The organism is Planococcus sp. ANT_H30 (genome assembly GCF_008369335.1).
In the GTDB taxonomy this organism is placed as follows: Bacteria; Bacillota; Bacilli; order Bacillales_A; family Planococcaceae; genus Planococcus; species Planococcus kocurii.
This window is the reverse complement of the sequence record NZ_VOBJ01000005.1, coordinates 87,680-107,518: the sequence shown is the minus strand read 5'-3', so window position 1 is coordinate 107,518 and position 19,839 is coordinate 87,680. Positions and strand designations below refer to the sequence as shown.

The 19,839-nt window shown below is 41.4% G+C and carries 21 protein-coding genes and 1 riboswitch; of the genes, 18 read left to right on the top strand and 3 right to left on the bottom strand.

Going from position 1 to position 19,839, the window contains the following annotated elements; genetic code table 11:
- The first annotated feature begins 23 nt into the window (after positions 1-23).
- The gene (locus FQ085_RS12020) at positions 24-923 is read left to right on the top strand and encodes a 5'-3' exonuclease (RefSeq protein ID WP_149456705.1); all 900 of its coding nucleotides are present in this window, start codon (positions 24-26) and stop codon (positions 921-923) included.
- Here the strand turns inward: FQ085_RS12020 and FQ085_RS12015 are convergent.
- From FQ085_RS12015 to FQ085_RS12005, 3 genes are all read right to left on the bottom strand, one after another.
- Complete coding sequence (locus FQ085_RS12015; protein ID WP_058385889.1) at positions 901-1,416, bottom strand: hypothetical protein; 516 nt, start codon at positions 1,414-1,416, stop codon at positions 901-903. The genes FQ085_RS12020 and FQ085_RS12015 overlap by 23 nt on opposite strands.
- Before the next feature lie 40 nt (positions 1,417-1,456).
- Positions 1,457-1,918, bottom strand: coding sequence for an STAS domain-containing protein (locus FQ085_RS12010; RefSeq protein ID WP_058385888.1), 462 nt, complete (start codon positions 1,916-1,918; stop codon positions 1,457-1,459).
- Positions 1,919-2,019: 101 nt separating this feature from the next.
- Positions 2,020-2,340, bottom strand: a complete 321-nt coding sequence (locus FQ085_RS12005) for a thioredoxin family protein (protein WP_058385887.1) — start codon at positions 2,338-2,340, stop codon at positions 2,020-2,022.
- A 211-nt stretch (positions 2,341-2,551) separates the two neighbouring features.
- On the opposite strand from FQ085_RS12005, the gene FQ085_RS12000 reads away from it, so the two are divergent.
- From FQ085_RS12000 to sufU, 17 genes are all read left to right on the top strand, one after another.
- On the top strand, positions 2,552-4,936 hold the full coding sequence (locus FQ085_RS12000; protein ID WP_058385886.1) for a 3-hydroxyacyl-CoA dehydrogenase/enoyl-CoA hydratase family protein: 2,385 nt from the start codon (positions 2,552-2,554) through the stop codon (positions 4,934-4,936).
- A 28-nt stretch (positions 4,937-4,964) separates the two neighbouring features.
- Entirely contained in the window at positions 4,965-6,140 is a 1,176-nt protein-coding gene (locus FQ085_RS11995) for an acetyl-CoA C-acetyltransferase (RefSeq protein ID WP_078080243.1), read from the top strand.
- 354 nt (positions 6,141-6,494) lie between these two features.
- Positions 6,495-8,276 (top strand): acyl-CoA dehydrogenase family protein, encoded by a 1,782-nt coding sequence (locus FQ085_RS11990; RefSeq protein WP_149456704.1) that lies wholly within the window; start codon positions 6,495-6,497, stop codon positions 8,274-8,276.
- Between the two features lie 106 nt (positions 8,277-8,382).
- Positions 8,383-8,736, top strand: a complete 354-nt coding sequence (locus FQ085_RS11985; RefSeq protein ID WP_149456703.1) for an arsenate reductase family protein — start codon at positions 8,383-8,385, stop codon at positions 8,734-8,736.
- Positions 8,737-8,816: 80 nt separating this feature from the next.
- Entirely contained in the window at positions 8,817-9,197 is a 381-nt protein-coding gene (gcvH, locus tag FQ085_RS11980; RefSeq protein WP_058385883.1) for a glycine cleavage system protein GcvH, read from the top strand.
- A 345-nt stretch (positions 9,198-9,542) separates the two neighbouring features.
- Entirely contained in the window at positions 9,543-9,881 is a 339-nt protein-coding gene (locus FQ085_RS11975; RefSeq protein WP_058385882.1) for a ribonuclease M5, read from the top strand.
- 5 nt (positions 9,882-9,886) lie between these two features.
- A complete protein-coding gene (locus FQ085_RS11970) occupies positions 9,887-10,213 on the top strand; it encodes a thioredoxin family protein (RefSeq protein ID WP_058385881.1) in 327 nt (108 codons plus the stop codon).
- Positions 10,214-10,318: 105 nt separating this feature from the next.
- Positions 10,319-10,423, top strand: a riboswitch (SAM riboswitch).
- A gap of 88 nt (positions 10,424-10,511) precedes the next feature.
- A complete protein-coding gene (locus FQ085_RS11965) occupies positions 10,512-11,537 on the top strand; it encodes a methionine ABC transporter ATP-binding protein (protein WP_058385880.1) in 1,026 nt (341 codons plus the stop codon).
- A complete protein-coding gene (locus tag FQ085_RS11960) occupies positions 11,530-12,198 on the top strand; it encodes a methionine ABC transporter permease (RefSeq protein ID WP_149456702.1) in 669 nt (222 codons plus the stop codon). Before FQ085_RS11965 ends, FQ085_RS11960 begins: the two co-directional genes overlap by 8 nt.
- A 47-nt stretch (positions 12,199-12,245) precedes the next feature.
- Positions 12,246-13,058: a MetQ/NlpA family ABC transporter substrate-binding protein gene (locus FQ085_RS11955; protein WP_149456701.1), complete on the top strand. Its 813-nt coding sequence runs from the start codon at positions 12,246-12,248 to the stop codon at positions 13,056-13,058.
- Positions 13,059-13,645: 587 nt separating this feature from the next.
- On the top strand, positions 13,646-14,818 hold the full coding sequence (locus FQ085_RS11950; RefSeq protein ID WP_058385877.1) for a dicarboxylate/amino acid:cation symporter: 1,173 nt from the start codon (positions 13,646-13,648) through the stop codon (positions 14,816-14,818).
- A 99-nt stretch (positions 14,819-14,917) separates the two neighbouring features.
- Positions 14,918-15,433, top strand: a complete 516-nt coding sequence (locus tag FQ085_RS11945) for a hypothetical protein (RefSeq protein ID WP_058385876.1) — start codon at positions 14,918-14,920, stop codon at positions 15,431-15,433.
- Between the two features lie 204 nt (positions 15,434-15,637).
- Positions 15,638-15,793: a YuzK family famiily protein gene (locus FQ085_RS18090; RefSeq protein ID WP_169793157.1), complete on the top strand. Its 156-nt coding sequence runs from the start codon at positions 15,638-15,640 to the stop codon at positions 15,791-15,793.
- 271 nt (positions 15,794-16,064) lie between these two features.
- Complete coding sequence (sufC, locus tag FQ085_RS11940; RefSeq protein WP_281251063.1) at positions 16,065-16,847, top strand: Fe-S cluster assembly ATPase SufC; 783 nt, start codon at positions 16,065-16,067, stop codon at positions 16,845-16,847.
- Positions 16,848-16,865: 18 nt separating this feature from the next.
- Positions 16,866-18,170: a Fe-S cluster assembly protein SufD gene (sufD, locus tag FQ085_RS11935; RefSeq protein WP_149456700.1), complete on the top strand. Its 1,305-nt coding sequence runs from the start codon at positions 16,866-16,868 to the stop codon at positions 18,168-18,170.
- Positions 18,170-19,399, top strand: a complete 1,230-nt coding sequence (locus FQ085_RS11930) for a cysteine desulfurase (protein WP_078080245.1) — start codon at positions 18,170-18,172, stop codon at positions 19,397-19,399. Before sufD ends, FQ085_RS11930 begins: the two co-directional genes overlap by 1 nt.
- Entirely contained in the window at positions 19,389-19,829 is a 441-nt protein-coding gene (sufU, locus tag FQ085_RS11925; protein WP_058385872.1) for a Fe-S cluster assembly sulfur transfer protein SufU, read from the top strand. The genes FQ085_RS11930 and sufU overlap by 11 nt, the downstream gene beginning before the upstream one ends.
- The last annotated feature ends 10 nt before the right edge of the window (positions 19,830-19,839 follow it).

Genomic DNA, 19,839 nt, shown 5'->3' with positions numbered 1-19,839 from the left:
ATAAAAAGATGGAGGATTTTTATATGGAAAAACCACATGTGTTATTAATAGATGGAATGGCTCTTTTGTTCCGGTCGTTTTTTGCAACCTCAGCAGTCAACCAATATTTCCGCACAACAGAAGGATTAGCGACAAATGGCGTTCAAGGATTTACGCGACACGTGCTAGCGGCTAAAACGATGATGAAACCGACACATATGGCCGTGTGCTGGGATATGGGATCTAAAACTTTCCGTACAGATCTTTTCGATGGCTATAAAGCCAATCGTCCGGCACCACCAGAAGACATGGTGCATCAGTTTGACTGGGCACAAGAAATTTCTGAGCAACTGGGTTGGAAAAATTATGGTGAAGCGGGGATTGAAGCAGATGACTTTATCGGGTCATTTACAAAGCAATGGCAGGGCCAAGTCGACTTTACCATCATTACCGGTGACAAAGATATGCTGCAACTATTATCGCCTTCTGTCAAAATTGCGTTTATGAAAAAAGGATTTCACGTTTACGATGTCTATACTGATGATCGATTTATTGAAGAGTATGGCATTCAGCCTTCGCAGTTTGCTGATGTTAAAGCGTTTATGGGTGACCCAAGCGATGGCTATCCTGGCGTTAAAGGGATTGGACCGAAGACGGCACTTCAGCTGATTCAAACGTACGGCTCGACTGATGGTGTACTAAGAGCCATCGACGAATTAAAACCGGCACAGAAAAAGAAAATTGAAGAACATAAAGAAATGCTGCTGCTATCAAAAAAACTGGCTGTCATCAAATGTGACATCCAGTTGGATATGCCGCTAGAGGAACTTGTTGTTCCTAGCTACACCAATGACCATATACAGTTATGTCGCGATCAACAATTATTGTTACTGGCTAAACAACTCGAAAAAAATGCCGAAGTTACGATCGATCCTTGGGCGTAATTTTCACAAAGGTCAGCACGTGTTGATTTGCTAAATAAGAAGCCGTCCGCATTTTGCTGGGACGGTTTTTTTGTCCGTTGTCGTGAAAATAGAGAACGAGGTCAGCTGACTTTTCCTCAAAACCAATTAACGGGACCCAGTGATAGCTATATAGCGGTTTAGAAAACCAACGAAAAGTAAAGTAGCGGTCAAACTTCATAGCAAGCGGTCGATTTGCCAACAATTCTTCTTTTACCTCGGACATATCGAGAACTTTTTTTGCCTCATACCGTTTGCCGCTGAGCTTCTGAAAATTTTTCAATAGTCTCCAAGTAAACAACCCGATGCGTGTAGAGCCGAGAAGTTGATACAGTTGATTGATACCAATATTGAGTTCTTCGTGGTATTGCATAATGGCAGCAATAGTCACAGGTCCACACGCAGAAGAACGATATTTTTTGTGAATACTTGTATCATGTTGGGAAAGACCTTGAAAAGCGATGAGTTTTTTCATGGCAATTTTACCTCCACGGAGTTTCTAACAATTAGTTTTATCACGTAGTCGTTAATTTTTTGTTTTCAGTGAGCAAACGTTCAAGAGCAGTTTTAAATGTTGTATAAACTTCCAGTTCGACTTGGATGCCAGCCCGGACGATTTCACGTACAAACAATGGATTAAATCCGACATAAATAGCACGCAGTCCCATTAAACTCAGAGCAGAATTCAACTGGCTCAGTTCACTTGCTAATCCGTCATAGTCGAATTCCATCAAGTTATCAGTTGTCACACCAGTAAAATCAAAGATGACACGTTCAGTATCGCGATGCTTTTCTGCGTAGGTTAATACAGTTGTACGAATCAAATCAAAGCGCTCTGAAAAAATAAAACCAGCGATTGGTACTAAAATGGTCTTTGGAACAACTGATGGAATTATCGGAGCAGACATATTTTTGATCAGCTTTTCATAATAAAGCAGTTGTTCTTTTAATTGGGTTATTTCCTGTTGTGGATCCATCTATATACCTCCAGGGTCTTGTAGTAAGTATGAAATTATTAAATGAAACATGTGATAGACGCTTGAAAATTTTAGTAGAGAAAAAAGGAGTAGGCATGAGCCTACTCTTTTTGGTCGTTCAAAAATTCTGTAACAGATTCAGGTGATTTTGCGTTAGCGCTGTGAAGATGAGCTGTTTTCTCGCCGTTTTTGAAAATCAATAGACTTGGAATACCCATTACGTCATATTTTTCAGCAAGTTCTGGAAGTTCATCGCGGTTAACGTCTACCCATTGGTATTGGTTGTATTCTTCGACGATTGGATCGATAAACATATCCATTCTTCTGCAGTCTGGGCACCAACCAGCTTGAAATTTTACGATTACCGGTTGTTCGCCGTTTATAGCTTCGTTAAATTGTTCGTTCGTAGAAAGTGATTTCATTTAGATGGCCTCCTTATAGGTTCCCTTTCAGTTTACCGTGTATTTATAAAATGGCAAAGAATTTGTTTCTGAAAAATTAAGGGATTTTTTAGCGATTAAATATTGCGAAAAAAGAGAAAATAACTTACACTAAGAGACATAGGAGAACGTTCTATTTTTTTAAACTAAAAATGAATGAGTATTCATTCAAAAAATCAAGGAGGGTTTGCTAGTGGCTTACCAAATTAGAAAAGCGGCTGTACTCGGTTCAGGTGTTATGGGTTCGGGAATTGCAGCGCACCTTGCAAATATAGGAATTCCTGTATTGTTGCTTGATATTGTTCCTCGTGAATTGTCAAAAGAAGAACAGGCAAAAGGGTTTACTATGGAAGACAGTGTGGTTCGTAATCGAATTGCAACCGGCTCTATTCAGAAGTTACTTAAACAGAAACCAGCTCCATTAACAGCTAAAAAAAATCTTCAACTAATCACACCAGGAAATCTGGAAGATGATTTAGATAAATTAAAAGACATCGACTGGATTATCGAAGTTATTGTCGAAAACCTGGATGTAAAAAAATCATTATATGAAAAAATTGATAGCGTTAGAAAAGATGGCACCATTATTTCTTCAAATACATCGGGTATTAGCATTAATGCGATGGTCGAAGGGCGTTCGGAAGATTTCGGTAAACATTTCCTAGGAACTCACTTTTTCAATCCACCACGTTATTTGAAGCTGTTAGAGATCATTCCTGCGACAACGACTGCTCCAGAAGTTGTCGAATTCATGACGGCATTTGGGGAAAATCGTTTAGGAAAAGGTGTAGTTATTGCAAAAGATACACCAAACTTTATCGCTAACCGAATCGGTACATATGGTCTATTGGTTACGTTACGTGAAATGATGGCACGTGGCTATTCAATAGGAGAAGTCGACTCGGTAACGGGTCCACTAATTGGTCGTCCAAAATCAGCAACATTCCGTACACTTGATGTTGTTGGACTGGATACGTTCATGCATGTTTCCAAAAATGTCCATGATCAAACTTCAGGAGAAGAACAAAAGGTTTTTGAAGCGCCTGAATTTATGACGAAAATGGTGCAAAATGGTTGGTTAGGAGCAAAGTCGGGACAGGGCTTCTTCTTGAAAAAAGACAAAGAGATTTTAGAACTTGATCCAGAGACGCTTGAATACCGCACAGCCGGTAAATTGAAAACGCCTTCACAAGAACTCGCGAAACAGCAAAAAGGTCTTGCAGCTAAAATGAAGACGCTTGTGTATGCAGAAGACCGTACCGGTGAATTGCTTTGGAGCATACTTGCTCCGACACTTTTGTATTCGGCTGAGTTAACTGGAGAAATCGCTGATGATATTGTTGCCATTGACAATGCTATGAAATGGGGCTTCGGTTGGCAACAAGGACCATTTGAAATTTGGGATGCCATTGGTGTTGAAAAATCAGTCCATAAAATGAAAGAACAAGGCCACACTATTCCAGCATTTGCGCAAGCTTTACTAGACAGTGGAAACGAAACTTTCTATAAAGAAGAAAATAACGATGTGTACTTCTTTGATGGCACAACTTACCAGCCTGTCCCAGTAAATGAGAAAGTAATCGATTTAAAGCGCTATAAGAAAAAACACGGCGTTATCAAATCGAATTCGGGTGCTAGTTTGATTGATCTAGGTGATGGGATTGCGTTATTAGAGTTCCATTCACGTTCAAATGCGATTGGCTTAGATATTATGCAAATGATCAATTTCGCGGTCGACGAGGTCGAGAAAAACTTCAAAGGACTGGTCATTGGGAACCAAGGCAAAAACTTCTGTGTCGGTGCCAACCTCGGCATGATCTTGATGGAAGCACAAGATGATAATATGTTCGAACTCGATTTCACGATTAAAACGTTCCAAAATGCCATGATGAAACTCAAATACAGTAACAAACCGGTAGTAGCAGCACCATTTGGTATGTCTCTAGGCGGTGGTGCAGAAGTAACCTTGCCAGCCGCACACATTCAAGCTTCAATGGAAACGTATCTGGGTCTTGTCGAAGTGGGCGTGGGATTAATTCCTGGCGGCGGCGGAAACAAAGAACTTTATATGAAACAATTAAAAGGCTTACCGAATGGTGTAACAGTCGATTATCAAAACATCGCAACGAAAGTATTCGAATCAATAGCTATGGCAAAAGTTTCGACTTCAGCAGAAGAAGCACGTGAAAATAACTTCTTAAACTTTGTAGATGGTATTAGCGCCAATAGCGACCATTTAATTTACGATGCTAAACAGGCTGCTCTGTCATTATATGAAAATGGCTATCAAGCACCTTTACGTGAAAAAGTGCCTGTTCCCGGTGAACCTGGCTATGCAACGCTACTTTTAGGTGCAGAAGGTATGTTTATATCCGGCTATATTAGCGAACACGATTTGAAAATCGCTAAAAAGCTAGCATTTGTTCTAGCGGGCGGCAAAGTTCCATACGGCACAAAAGTCGATGAACAATATTTGCTTGACCTTGAGCGCCAAGCGTTCTTAAGCCTAGTCGCAGAACCGAAAACCCAGCAACGTATGCAACATATGCTGGTCAAAGGAAAACCATTACGTAATTAATCGTTGAGGATAAAAGGAGGAAATACACATGCGTGAAGCAGTAATCGTGGCCAGTGCTCGAACACCGGTCGGAAAAGCGACAAAAGGTTCTTTAGCGACTGTGCGACCGGATGATTTCGGTGCTTTAGTTGTCAGAGAAACGCTACAGCGAGCTGGTGGCTATGACGGGCCGATCGATGATTTAATCATGGGTTGCGCCATGCCAGAAGCAGAACAAGGCATGAACATCGCGCGTAACATCGGAGCACTTGCAGGATTGCCCGATACGGTTTCAGCCGTAACCGTTAACCGCTTTTGTTCATCAGGTCTTCAGTCGGTTGCCTACGCAGCAGAACGGATTATGGTCGGTTCAGCCGAAGCCATTATTGCAGGCGGTGTCGAATCAATGAGTATGGTACCGATGATGGGTAACGTCATTCGTCCCAATTCAAAACTAGCTGAAACAGCACCTCAATATTACATGAGCATGGGTCATACAGCAGAACAAGTTGCGACCAAATACGGTGTGAGCCGTGAAGACCAAGATGCCTTTGCAGTTCGCTCTCATGAAAAGGCAGCAGCAGCTATTGCAGCTGGAAACTTTGATGATGAAATCGTCCCTGTTGAAGTAACAAAACCTTATGTTGACGAAAACAATAAATACCAAGAAAAAACGTCTATGTTCGAAATGGACGAAGGCGTTCGTCATGGAACCAATTCGGATGGACTCGGAAAATTGCGTCCTGCTTTCTCAGCACGCGGCTCCGTGACAGCTGGGAACTCCTCACAAACGTCTGATGGTGCAGGCGCATTGCTCGTGATGGACCGCGAAAAAGCAGAAGCACTTGGACTCAAACCAATTGCCAAATTCCGTTCATTCGCAACAGGCGGTGTCCCACCAGAAATCATGGGAATTGGCCCAATCGTGGCAATTCCAAAAGCTTTGAAATTGGCAGGCTTAACAATTGATGACATTGATGTATGGGAACTAAATGAAGCATTCGCTTCTCAATCACTTGGTGTTATTCGTCACTTAGGTCTTGATATCGACAAAGTCAACTTTAACGGAGGCGCCATCGCTCTCGGCCATCCGCTAGGTGCAACAGGTTCTATTTTAACCATTCGCATGATGAGTGAATTAAAACGACAAGGCAAACAATTTGGTGTTGTAACCATGTGTATCGGCGGAGGAATGGGCGCAGCAGGCGTCTTTGAAATGCTGTAGAGAATAGGCGTAGGGTAATAGTCGCTTCGGCCGCTTTGGGCATGGCTCCCGCCATGAGCCGAGAAAAGCACTCGTCTCATAGCTTCGCCTAGCCCGTGGACGCGCCTAAGCTATTAGCTGTCTGTCGAAAAGATATTAAAACTCGATACCTATCAAAAGAAGAGAAAGTTCGCCATTAAAATTTAAAAGAATGAGCGGAAGGCGGCGACTCCTTGGGGATCAGGCCGAGGTGAAGACCCTGGACTGAGCAAAGCGAGGGAAGCGGCTTCAGCCGGCCCCCAGGAAAGCGTCCGCCTGAAGCGAATTCTTCAACCTATAACACTATAAGCAAGTAAAAACTAGGAGGAATTCATCATGGAACAAGAAAAAACATTGATCAAAGGCGGAAGCTTTTTAATCGAAGATGCAGACCTGTCGCGTGTGTTCACGCCGGAAGATTTTACTGAAGAGCAAAAAATGATCGCTAAATCAACAGAAGATTACGTCAACACTGAAGTAATGCCAGTTGTTGAAAAGTTAGAAAACCATGAATTTGAGCATTCGGTTCGTCTTTTAAAAACAGCAGGTGAGCTTGGCCTTCTAGGTGCTGATGTTCCTGAACAATACGGCGGTCTGGGATTAGACAAAATTGCTTCGGCCCTAATTGCTGAAAAAATGTCCAAAGCAGGTGGTTTCTCAATTACTCACGGAGCCCACGTAGGAATTGGTTCATTGCCAATCGTTCTTTTTGGTAACGAAGAGCAAAAACAAAGCTATTTGTCGCGTTTAGCAACTGGCGAAATGATTGCAGCTTACGCATTAACAGAACCAAGTTCAGGGTCTGACGCATTAGGCGCGAAAACAGTAGCAAAATTAAATGAAGCGGGTACGCATTACGTCTTGAATGGTGAAAAACAATGGATCACCAATGCTGGATTTGCGGATGTCTTTGTTGTATATGCAAAAATTGACGGAGACAAATTCTCTGCGTTTATCGTTGAACGTGAATTCCCAGGTGTTTCTGTTGGGCCTGAAGAAAAGAAAATGGGTATCAAATCGTCTTCAACACGTACGTTAATTCTTGAAGACGCTGAAGTTCCTGTGGAAAATCTTTTGGGCGAAGCAGGACGTGGCCATATTATCGCGTTTAACATTTTGAACATTGGTCGTTATAAATTAGGGGTAGGTACAATTGGTGCCTCGAAACGTGCGATGGAATTGACAATTCCGTATACGAACCAACGTCAGCAGTTTAAAACACCAATCTCGTCTTTCAACTTGACGCGCGAAAAATTGGCGACAATGGCTTCTAAATTGTATGCAGTTGAAAGTTCTGTTTACCGTACTGTTGGCCTTTTTGAAGACCGAATGAGCGGGTTTACAGACGAGCAACAAGCAGACGGCAAGCTAGTGGCAGATTCAATTGCTGAATTTGCGGTAGAATGTTCGTTAAATAAATTTTTCGGTACAGAAACGTTAGATTATATCGTCGATGAAGGCGTTCAATTGCATGGTGGTTACGGCTTTATGCAAGAATATGAAATTGAGCGCATTTACCGCGATTCACGCATTAACCGTATTTTCGAAGGCACCAACGAAATCAACCGGTTACTCGTACCAGGTACGTTGTTGCGTAAAGCAATGAAAGGTGAATTGCCGTTATTGCAACACGCTCAAAAGTTACAAGAAGAGCTGTTAATGATGATGCCTGAAGAAGTAGGGACAGATGCATTAGACCAAGAAAAATACTTGGTAAAAAACGCGAAGAAAATTGCATTGCTCGCAGCGGGACTAGCGGCACAAACATACGGCACAAAACTAGAGGCCGAACAAGAAGTGCTAGTGAACATTGCCGATATCGTCAGCAACGTCTTTGCGATGGAATCTGTCGTGTTGCGTACTGAAAAAGCAATTGCCGCTTCAGGTGAAGAAAAAGCAAAACAAAAACTGTTGTATACACAAATTTATTGTCAAGAAGCGTTTGATCAAATCGAGCGAGATGCGAAAGAAACATTGATCGCGGCTATTGAAGGCGATAACCAACGCATGATGCTTTCAGCGTTGCGCAAATTAACGCGTTCAACTCCTTATAACGTTATTGCGAAAAAACGCGAAGCTGCTGTTAAGCTAATTGATGTAGAGAAATACGTCGTGTAAGAAGTTTTATGAAACAGGCAACTCCGTTAATTTGGGGGTTGCCTGTTTTTATTCATCGACCACAAGGCTTCTCTTTGGTAAGCTTAGAAAAAAGGGAGGTTTTAAGGTGATTACTTATTACGCATATCCAAAATGCATGACTTGCCGTAAAGGAAAAAGTTGGCTAGAACAAAACAAAGTGGAATTCAATGAAATACACATTGCGGAAAACCCACCAACTAAAGAACAATTAGCTCAAATGTATCAAGCGAGTGGTTTAGAATTGAAGAAGTTTTTTAATACGAGTGGTTTGGTTTATCGCTCACTTAGTTTAAAAGATAAGTTATCGACTATGAGCGAAGACCAGCAATTGGAACTACTTGCTTCTGATGGCATGCTGATCAAGCGTCCCTTGGCTTGGGATGGTGAAAAAGTGACACTTGGCTTTAAAGAAGCAGATTATCAAAATAGCTGGTTGTAAGCGAGTAGCACCATCTTGTATTTCGCGGCTGTTTATGTCAAACTGAATGTGAATGAACTACATAATTTGGAGGGGTCAAGATGAGCACACCAGCAGAACTTCGTTATTCAAAAGAACATGAATGGGTTAAAACCGAAGATGGCAATGCACGTATCGGTATCACTCATTTCGCACAAGCGGAACTAGGGGATATCGTTTTTGTTGAACTTCCACAAGTTGGAGACGAGCTAAAAAAAGATCAGCCTTTCGGCAGTGTTGAATCCGTTAAAACGGTTTCAGAATTGTATGCGCCAATTAGCGGAAAAGTAATCGAGGTTAACTCTGAACTTGAAGATAGCCCAGAATTTGTGAACGAGTCTCCTTACGAGCAGGCTTGGATGGTTGTAATCGAAGCCCCTTCTGAAGAAGAAGTTAATGCATTGATGACAGCAGACGAATACAAAGAAATGACCAACGAGTAATTACTGAAAAGCGCCTATCTTGGCGCTTTTTTTTATGACCGATAAGTGTTGTCAGCAGTTCGCATAAGTCATGGAAATGGACGTCAGCCTGTTCTATTGGTATTTTAAAACTAGATAAGTTGGTAAAAGAAACCGACTTTTCTATACTGCTTTGTGCTCAGCAAAGGAACGGGTTGCATGATCCACATCCTGTGAGCTCGAAAGCACTGCTGTTTTACGGAATATCAACAAGTGGAAATCATTAGTTCGACTTATATAAAGAGCTTTATCGCAATAAAACGAAAGTTTTCTTTTACCGCTAAGTCTTAGAACTTTTCTTATTTTATATTTGATGGGGTGAGTGTTATGGGAAAGGTGATTGTTGTCGAAGGGCTCAGTGATAAGTCAAGGATTGCACCACTCATTGCAGAACCCGTGACGATTCTTTGTACAAATGGTACAGTAAGTGCATCGAGACTGGAAGAGTTACTATTACCGTACGAAGGCCAGGATATGATCATACTAGTAGATGCAGACTCTTCAGGAGAAAAACTGAGGAAACTCGTCAAGCGTGAATTTCCTGAAGCTCGTCATTTTTACATTAACCGAAATTATAAAGAAGTTGCAGCAACACCGCTCCGGATCTTGATGGATGTGCTCATCACAGCGAATATCCAGGTAAATAAGCTATTAACAGAGGGATGAAGAAAATGAATGAATGGACGCACAAAGAATGGATCAAAGAAAAGAATACGAATAAATCAACGGCTTATTATTTGTACGCGCCAATGTGTGGAACTTGCCAGGTTGCGTCTAAGATGCTATCAGTTGTCACCGAATTGTTACCGGATCTTCCAATGGGCAAAGCAAATTTAAATTACGTTCAAGAAATAGCGGATCTCTACGAAGTGGAGAGTGTACCGTGCTTACTTATAACAGAAGGTGGCAAACTAAAAGAGAAAATCTATGCTTTTCAATCAGTGCCATACTTGTATAGTAAGTTAAAACCTGTTGACGAATACAGCCGGTCATGGTAAATTAGTCTTCTGATAAAAAACCAATTGCTTGTCTGAAATCTAGACAACAAGCGAAGAGTCAAATAGAATACAGTCCTTAAGTTTTTCAAAAATTTCATATCAAAACTCTTATTACGAGTGGTGGAGGGAAGTGCCCTATGAAGCCCGGCAACCGTCATGAAAATGAAATGGTGCCAAATCACACAAAGCGAAAGCTTTGGACGATGAGAGATTGGTTTCCGTATACTATACGTTTGCCCTTCTGCTCAGTTATGCGCGGAAGGGTTTTTTATTTTTAAGATTTAGGAGTGTTGGAAGAATGATTGAGTTAAAGCAAGTGACAAAAAAATTCGATACAGGCAAGGCGATTTTAACAGCTGTGGATCAAGTGGACTTATCCATTTCTGATGGAGAGATATTCGGTATTATTGGTTATAGTGGAGCAGGTAAAAGTACCTTAATCCGATTGTTGAATGGGTTAGAAAAACCAACGTCAGGAACTGTAGAGATTAATGGACAAATTATCACAGCGATTAAAGGCGGAGAATTACGCAAGGCACGTCAGAAAGTCAGTATGATTTTCCAACATTTTAATCTACTATGGTCTCGTACAGTGAGAGAAAATATTGAATTTCCGCTAGAAATTGCCGGAGTGGCAAAAGCACAACGCGGAAATCGTGTACAGGAGTTAATTGAATTAGTCGGATTAACGGGTCGTGAAAACGCCTATCCTTCTGAGCTATCAGGAGGACAAAAACAACGCGTCGGTATTGCCCGGGCATTAGCAAATGACCCAGAAGTCTTGTTGTGTGACGAAGCGACATCAGCACTCGATCCAGAAACAACAGATGCCATTCTTGACTTGTTAGTAGACATCAATAAGCGATTGGGATTGACAATTGTACTGATTACTCATGAAATGCACGTCATCCGGAAAATTTGCCACCGTGTGGCTGTAATGGAAGGCGGACGAGTTGTAGAACTTGGCGACGTTTTACATGTGTTCCAATCACCGAAAGAGGCAATCACGAAACGCTTTGTTGCGCAAGTAGCCGACAGTGGAGATTCACAGGAAACCATCAAAAACCTGCGGGAATTATACCCAACTGGCGAATTGGTGAAATTGGTTTTTGTTGGCGATCAAACCGAACAACCCATTTTAACTAAATTGATTCGCAGTCATGCCGTGGAAGTGAATATTGTTCAAGGCAATATCTCACATACGCAGCGTGGCGCATACGGCACCTTGATCTTACAGCTTAAAGGATCTCAAGCAGAAATTGAAGAAGCACTGGTATTTCTTCGCTCAGAAGATATTCAAGCGGAGGTGATGGACAATGATTGAATCGTTATTTCCAAATGTAAAGTGGGACAGCATGTGGGAAGCTACTCTTGAAACACTTTACATGACCGCATTATCAACTGTATTTACATTTGTTATTGGTTTAGCACTTGGTATTATCTTGTTCTTAACAGCACCGAAACAATTGTGGGCAAACAAACTCGTTAATTGGCTGACTGGCGCATTCGTCAATATTTTCCGTTCAATTCCTTTTATCATCTTGATCATTTTATTGATTCCTGTCACTTTGTTCTTGATGGGATCGATTCGCGGACCGAATGCGGCTTTACCGGCATTAATCATCGGTTCAGCTCCATTCTATGCACGAATGGTGCTAATTGCGCTAAAAGAAATTGATAAAGGTGTGATCGAGGCGGCTCGTTCAATGGGTGCAACAACCGGCACCGTCATTTGGAAAGTGTTATTGCCCGAATCAAAACCGGCATTAATATCCGGCATTACGGTCACGGCGATTGCATTGGTCGGCTATACAGCAATGGCCGGCATTATCGGCGCAGGTGGTCTTGGTACACTTGCTTTCCTCGACGGCTTTCAACGCAGTCGTGAAGACGTTACATTGATGGCAACAATCTTAATCTTAATCATTGTCTTTATCATTCAATACATTGGTGATTGGGTCACGATAAAAGCAGACAAACGGTAAAAACGGATTTTCCGTTCTATAAAACAACACATAAGGGAGAGATTGAGATGAAGAAATTTGTAGTAGGAACAGCGTTAACGGCATTGGTACTCGCAGGATGTGGAAATGGTGGAGCAAGTGAAGAAGAGTCTAAGACATTACGCATAGGCGCTTCTAACGTACCGCATGCTGAAATTTTAGAACAAGCGAAGCCCCTTTTAGAAGAGCAAGGAATTGAACTTGAAGTTGAAACGTATCAAGACTATATTTTGCCAAACAAAGATTTAGAGTCTGGTGAAATTGATGCCAACTATTTCCAAACTATTCCTTACTTAGAAACTCAAATAGCTGATAATGGTTATGAGTTTGAAAATGCTGGAGGGATTCACATTGAACCAATCGGTGTTTATTCACAAAAATATGCTTCTCTTGATGAACTACCACAGGATGCAACCATTTTGATGAGCAACTCGGTATCGGAGCAGGGTCGTATTTTATCGCTGCTTGAGGTAGAAGGCTTAATCACATTGGCAGAAGGTGTAGATAAAACATCGGCTGAAGTGAGTGATATTGTTGAAAATCCGAAAAATTTACAGCTTGAGCCAGACTATGAAGCAGCTTTACTTGTTCAATTATATGAATCAGGTGAGGGAGATGCAGTCTTGATCAACTCCAACTATGCGATTGATGCTGGCATCAGCCCTCTAGAAGATTCAATTGCAATAGAATTATCTGATTCGCCATACGTAAATATTATTACCGTGCGTGCAGGTGATGAAGATAACGAAAATGTGAAAGCTTTAGTTGAAGTATTACAATCCCAGGAAATCCAAGACTTTATTTTAGAAGAATGGGGCGGCTCAGTAGTACCGGTAGATTGAATAAAAAAGGAGCTGTCTCATAAGCCCCTAAAATAAAACAGACGGAGAAAAAGATTTTCTTTTTCTCCGTCTGTTTTTGATTGGTTGGAGAGGGTCCTGAAAGTGGCTGGCGAATGCTGGTTACTTTATGGAATGAGAAAGTCGAATCGTGGCTCTTTTTCATCCCCGAGCGCATACAGGTAATTCTCTTCGCTGCCACCTGCGCCCGCGATGACCGTCTTTGGCATGGGCAGGCTGGAATCCGCTAGTTTTCAGGTGCTGAATAAAACAGTGTGTATCTGTTGGACGCTGGTACATCGAATAATAATGAACGGTTTTTTGTATCCTTTTTTGTTCCAGAACGGCTGATGGGAATGGAGACGGCGACTCCTGCGAGAACAGCATGTGGTGAAGACGGCGTAGCCGGCTGAGGCCGTGCCCGCGGAAAGCGTCCGTCGGAATGGACATCAGCCATTTCTCATCTTTTTATTATTTTCTAAATAATAAAAAGATTTCGCGTTTTCTTGTATACCTTACATTCGCGAGAGGTTTGTGCTATTTTTGAATAATAAAAAAGAAGCATTTGTTCATATGAGGGGGACAGGTTCATGAAGTTCAATTTTGGTTTATTGCCTCGAATAGTGGTGGCAATCGTTCTAGGGGTACTTATTGGGTTAGTAGCACCAAAAGAAATAGTGAGAGTATTTGCGACGTTTACAACGATTTTCGGTAACTTTTTAAACTTTGTTGTGCCGCTAATCATTCTTGGGTTCATTGCACCGGGAATTGCCAAACTAGGGAAAGGTTCTGGTAAGCTATTGGGGATGGCTACAGTTGTTGCATACGCTTCCACCATTGCGGCAGGAATCTTAGCATTCTTCGTGGCAACGACAGTTCTGCCTAACTTTATGAAAGCGGGTTCTTTAAGCAGTATGGAAGATCCAGAGCATGCTTTAGCGACTTCGTTTATCGCACTCGATATGGCACCTGTTTTTGGTGTTATGTCCGCATTGATCTTGGCTTTTTTACTAGGTATTGGCATGGCTTCTACAGGAAGCAAAACAATGGTATCGTTTTTTGATGAATTTCAGGCAATTATTGAGAAAACAATTTCTTACATTATTATTCCTCTGTTACCGTTTCATATTTTTGGTATATTTGCCAATATGGCGTACGGCGGAGCGGTATTTGAAATTTTGTCGTTGTTTGCCGTCGTCTTTGTGATGATTATCATACTTCACTGGACAATGCTGTTGCTGCAATATTCGGCAGCTGGTGCATTAAAAGGGAAGAATCCATTATCGATTTTAAAAACGATGATGCCTGCTTATTTTACAGCACTTGGAACGCAGTCTTCTGCAGCAACCATCCCCGTCACATTGCGTCAAGCACGCAAGTCGGGAGCTAACGAACGCGTAACAGACTTTACCGTTCCATTGTTTGCAACTATCCATTTATCAGGCAGTACTATTACATTAGTGTCCTGTGCAATCGGCGTATTATTACTAACAGGTGGAGCGCCGACATTTAGCAGCTTCTTTCCATTCATTTTAATGTTGGGTGTTACGATGATTGCAGCACCAGGCGTACCAGGTGGAGCTGTTATGGCAGCGATTGGTTTACTGCAAAGTATGCTAGGATTTGATGCAACAATGGTAGCATTAATGATCGCACTTTATATGGCGCAAGATAGCTTTGGTACTGCAGCAAATGTTACCGGAGATGGTGCTTTAGCACACATCGTCGACCGTTTCACAAATGGTCAAAAAAGTTTACAATAGTCGATCGATTCAAACAATTATGGCTATTTTGAAAGGTCTATTCTGTTGATAATTTCTGTGCTATTATAGCGAAGATATTACACAATAGGGGGAAACACCATGAAGAAATTATGGGCAATTGGTTTATCAGCGGCGGTATTATTGGCTGGCTGTGGAGAAGAACAATCAGCGGAGTCAACTGAAGCTACTACCAGTTCAGAAGATAGCAAAGATGTTAAGAAAGACATGATGAGATTTTATCTGACCATTTCAAATACGATCAATGCAGTTGATGTAGATCTGAACACATTTGAAAAAATGAAAGCAGAAGACCTATTACCAGAAGGTGAAGAGCTGAAAGCGATGACAGACGCAGCGATTGTTTCTGCTAAAGATTCAGCTGCTGCTATTGAGACCTTGGAAATTCCAGCGGTATTAGAAAATCAAAAAGAACAAATTGAAACGGCATTCACAGCTATTCGTGAGTCCTATGAAATAAAAGCGGAAGAATTAACGAAAGATGCATCTTTTGAAGCAGCTGACGAAAAGTTCACCGAAGCAGATACGTTGTTAAATGAATTGCTAACAGAGCAAGGGTTAGCCGGTTCTAGTATTCAAAACGAAGTTTCACAATAAGCAGAAAGCCCTTTGACAACTAAATGTCAGAGGGCTTTTTGATGAAGTTATGTATAAGGCAAAAGATCTGTTTTCAGATTAGTTTGATTATTTTGGTGTTTATTTGCTCTTTTATCGGGTATACTGTAAAAGGTAAGCGTTAAATCAACAGATTGAAAGGAATGGTTCATTATTGAATCGAACGGCATTGAGAAGACCGATAAAATGGAGCATGCATTTAGAAATGCGCATGGCTTCGGAATTGACGAATATCAAAATGACCCGGACAAAATTCTCGAAGTAGAACAACGTCGTGAACAAGATTATCAGCTAGGCCAAAAAGTAGCCAGTCAGATCGAGCGGCAGGTTCATCGAGACTAAGCAGAGCATATAACAACATGAAGCCAGTATCTTCGGATGCTGGCTTTTTTATTGATATAATTTCTCAATTAGGATTCTTTTATTGAAAATATGAAGGTGTGACAGTTGTCACACTAGGCTTTTACAAATAAGTGATAAATGCAGCAATCTAAATTGTTTTATCGTCATTTTTTTAGTAGTTTAATGATTTGCTAGTAAGGTGAATATGAGTTAAGATTAGAATGATACTAATTAAGAATGGTTTTCCATTCAACATTAACTTTATGGAGGTATTTACATGTCAACTTTGGTCATTAAAGATTTACACGTTAAAATCGAAGACAAAGAGATTTTAAAGGGTGTAGACTTAACAATTAATACAGGTGAAATTCACGCAATTATGGGGCCTAACGGTACGGGTAAATCAACACTAGCGTCAGCTATTATGGGTCATCCTAAATATGAAGTAACTCAAGGAACAATTACACTTGACGGCGAAGACGTTCTAGAGATGGAAGTTGACGAACGCGCTCGTGCAGGTCTTTTCCTAGGAATGCAATACCCAAGCGAAATTTCTGGCGTAACAAACGCAGACTTTATGCGTTCTGCAATGAACGCTCGTCGCGAAGAAGGATCTGAAATTTCATTGATGAAATTTATTCGTGAACTAGACAGCAAAATGGAAGTTCTGGATATGGAACAAGAAATGGCGCAACGTTACTTGAACGAAGGTTTTTCAGGCGGAGAAAAGAAACGTAATGAAATTTTACAACTTATGATGATCAAACCTAAAATCGCTGTTCTAGACGAAATTGACTCTGGACTTGATATTGATGCATTAAAAGTTGTTTCAGATGGCATTAACCAAATGAGAAGCGAAAATTTTGGTTGCCTGATTATCACTCACTATCAGCGTCTACTAAACTACATTACGCCTGATCATGTTCACGTTATGATGCAAGGCCGCGTCGTTAAATCAGGCGGAGAAGAACTTTCTCTTAAACTCGAGTCTGAAGGATATGACTGGATCAAAGCTGAACTTGGCATTGAAGACGAGACTGTAGGACAAGCATAATTGAAGGGAGAGACTAGCATGACGGTTGAAACAAATTTAAAAATGACCGAGCAGGATGTGCGCTCTTTTTCAGAAATGAATGGTGAACCTTCATGGTTTACTGAGCTTCGTCTTCGTTCGTTTGGGGAAGCGCAAAGCTTGCCATTGCCAAAACCAGATAAAACAAAAATTCTTAGCTGGAACTTTACAGATTTCCCAGTACACACGGTTGAAAGTGCAAAGTTCGATTCACTTGAAGATTTAACAGAAGATGTTAAAGCAATCGTAGATTTAGAGCAAAAAAACCTTTATATCCAACACAACAACACACCTGCATTTTCACGTGTTTCTGATGAACTTGCGGCACAAGGTGTTATTTTGACGGATATTTTTACAGCTCTACGTGAACATGGCGATTTGGTTAAGAAATACTTTATGACTAAAGGCGTGAAAACGGACGAGCATAAATTGACAGCGTTAAATGCTGCATTGATGAACGGCGGAGCATTCCTTTATGTTCCGAAAAACGTTGTTGTAGAAGAACCTGTACAGGTAGTTTTCTATCATGATGATGCAGAAGCGTCATTGTTTAACCACGTTATCGTTGTTGCAGATACAAGCAGTAAAGTAACTTATGTGGAAAACTATTACTCAACAGTTCCACATGCGAACGGCTTGGCAAACATCGTGTCAGAAGTTTTTGCTGAAGATAACGCACAAATTACGTACGGCGCTGTAGACACATTAGCAGAAGGCTTTATTACGTATGTAAACCGTCGCGGTGTTGTAGCACGTGATGCACGTATTGAATGGGCTTTAGGCATGATGAATGATAGCGATACAATTTCTGAAAACACAACGCACTTGATCGGCGATAATTCTTTTGGTGATACGAAAAGTGTAGTCGTTGGACGAGGATCGCAAAAACAAAACTTTACAACGCAAGTTGTTCATTGGGGCAAAGATTCAGAAGGCTTTATTCTGAAGCATGGCGTTATGAAAGACTCATCTTCTGCTATCTTTAACGGCATTGGTAAAATCGAACACGGTGCGACAAGATCTAACGCAGTACAGGAATCACGTGTATTGATGTTAAGTGAAAAAGCACGTGGCGACGCTAACCCGATTCTGTTAATCGACGAAGACGATGTAACAGCAGGACATGCGGCATCAGTTGGACGCGTAGATCCGCTTCAATTGTATTACTTGATGAGCCGCGGTATTACAAAACAGGAAGCTGAACGTCTTGTTATTCACGGTTTCTTGGCACCGGTTGTCCGTGTATTGCCAATCGAAGGCGTTAAAAAGCAATTGACGGAGGTTATCGAAAGGAAAGTCCGCTAATGATCAACCAAGAGATAAAAAGCTATTTTCCAATACTCAACCAAGAAATAAATGGTCACCCACTGATTTATCTGGATAGTGCTGCTACTTCACAAAAGCCGGTTCAAGTAATTGAAGCATTAAAAAATTATTATGAATTGGATAATGCCAACGTGCACCGAGGCGTTCACACACTCGGGAATCGCGCAACCGAACACTATGAAGGCGCACGCGAAAAAGTCCGGAAATTCATCAACGCTAATTCGATGGAAGAAATTATTTTCCTGCGAGGAACGACAACTGCCATGAACCTCATTGCGCAAAGCTACGGAAGAGCCAATGTCCAAGAAGGCGATGAAATTGTCATTACTTATATGGAACACCATTCTAATATTATTCCATGGCAGCAATTGGCTAAAGAACGCGGCGCCATTTTAAAATACGTTGAACTTGAAAAAGATGGCACGATTTCCTTGGAGCAGGTCCGTGCAGTTGTAACAGAGCGAACTAAAATCGTTTCGATGGTTTATGTTTCGAATGTTCTTGGCACGATGAATCCAGTGAAAGAAGTTGCACAGATTGCTCATGAAAATGGTGCAGTGATGGTTGTTGATGGTGCTCAAGCAGCGCCGCATTTGAAAATAGATGTTCAGCAACTTGACTGTGATTTCTTTGCATTTTCGGGTCATAAAATGTGTGGCCCTACTGGAATTGGCGTTCTTTACGGCAAGAAAGAGTTATTAAATAATATGGAACCGGTCGAATTTGGTGGAGAAATGATCGATTTCGTTGGGTTATACGATTCGACATGGAAAGAGTTGCCTTGGAAATTTGAAGGCGGTACACCCATTATTGCAGGTGCTGTTGGACTAGGTGCGGCAATCGATTTTCTCAATGAAATCGGCTTAGATGAAATTGAAAAGCATGAACATCAAATGGCTGCTTACGCAATGGAAAAAATGAGCTTGATTGAAGGATTGGCTATTTACGGTCCAACTGATCCACAAAAACGGGCAGGGATTGTCACATTCAATCTGAATGATGTTCACCCACATGATGTTGCAACTGTTCTTGACATGAGCGGCATTGCGGTGCGCGCTGGTCATCACTGTGCGCAACCTTTAATGAAATGGCTGGAAGTTTCAGCTACAGCACGCGCGAGCTTCTACTTATACAATAGCGAGTCAGATGTTGACCGTTTGGTAGAAGGTCTGCGTTCGGCAAAGGAGTATTTCAACGATGTCTTCTAATAATTTAGATCAATTATACCGACGTGTTATTATGGACCATTATAAAACGCCCCGCAACAAAGGAACGCTTGAAAATGATAGCGTTAGTATTGAAATGAACAATCCGACCTGTGGAGATCGCATCCAATTGACTTTGCAGGTCGAAGACGGCATTGTCAAAGATGCGAAGTTTGACGGTGAAGGATGTTCGATTTCAATGGCTTCTGCTTCAATGATGACGCAAGCTGTCAAAGGGCAAGAAATTGATACGGCATTAAAACTTTCCAGCATTTTTTCAGATATGATGCTTGGCAAAGAGTACGATGATTCGATTGATCTTGGTGACATTGAAGCATTGCAAGGCGTCTCTCAGTTTCCAGCCCGTATCAAATGTGCGACTTTGGCATGGAAAGCCATGGAAAAAGGCGTGCAAAACGAAGAAAAATCGTAATATAGAACGG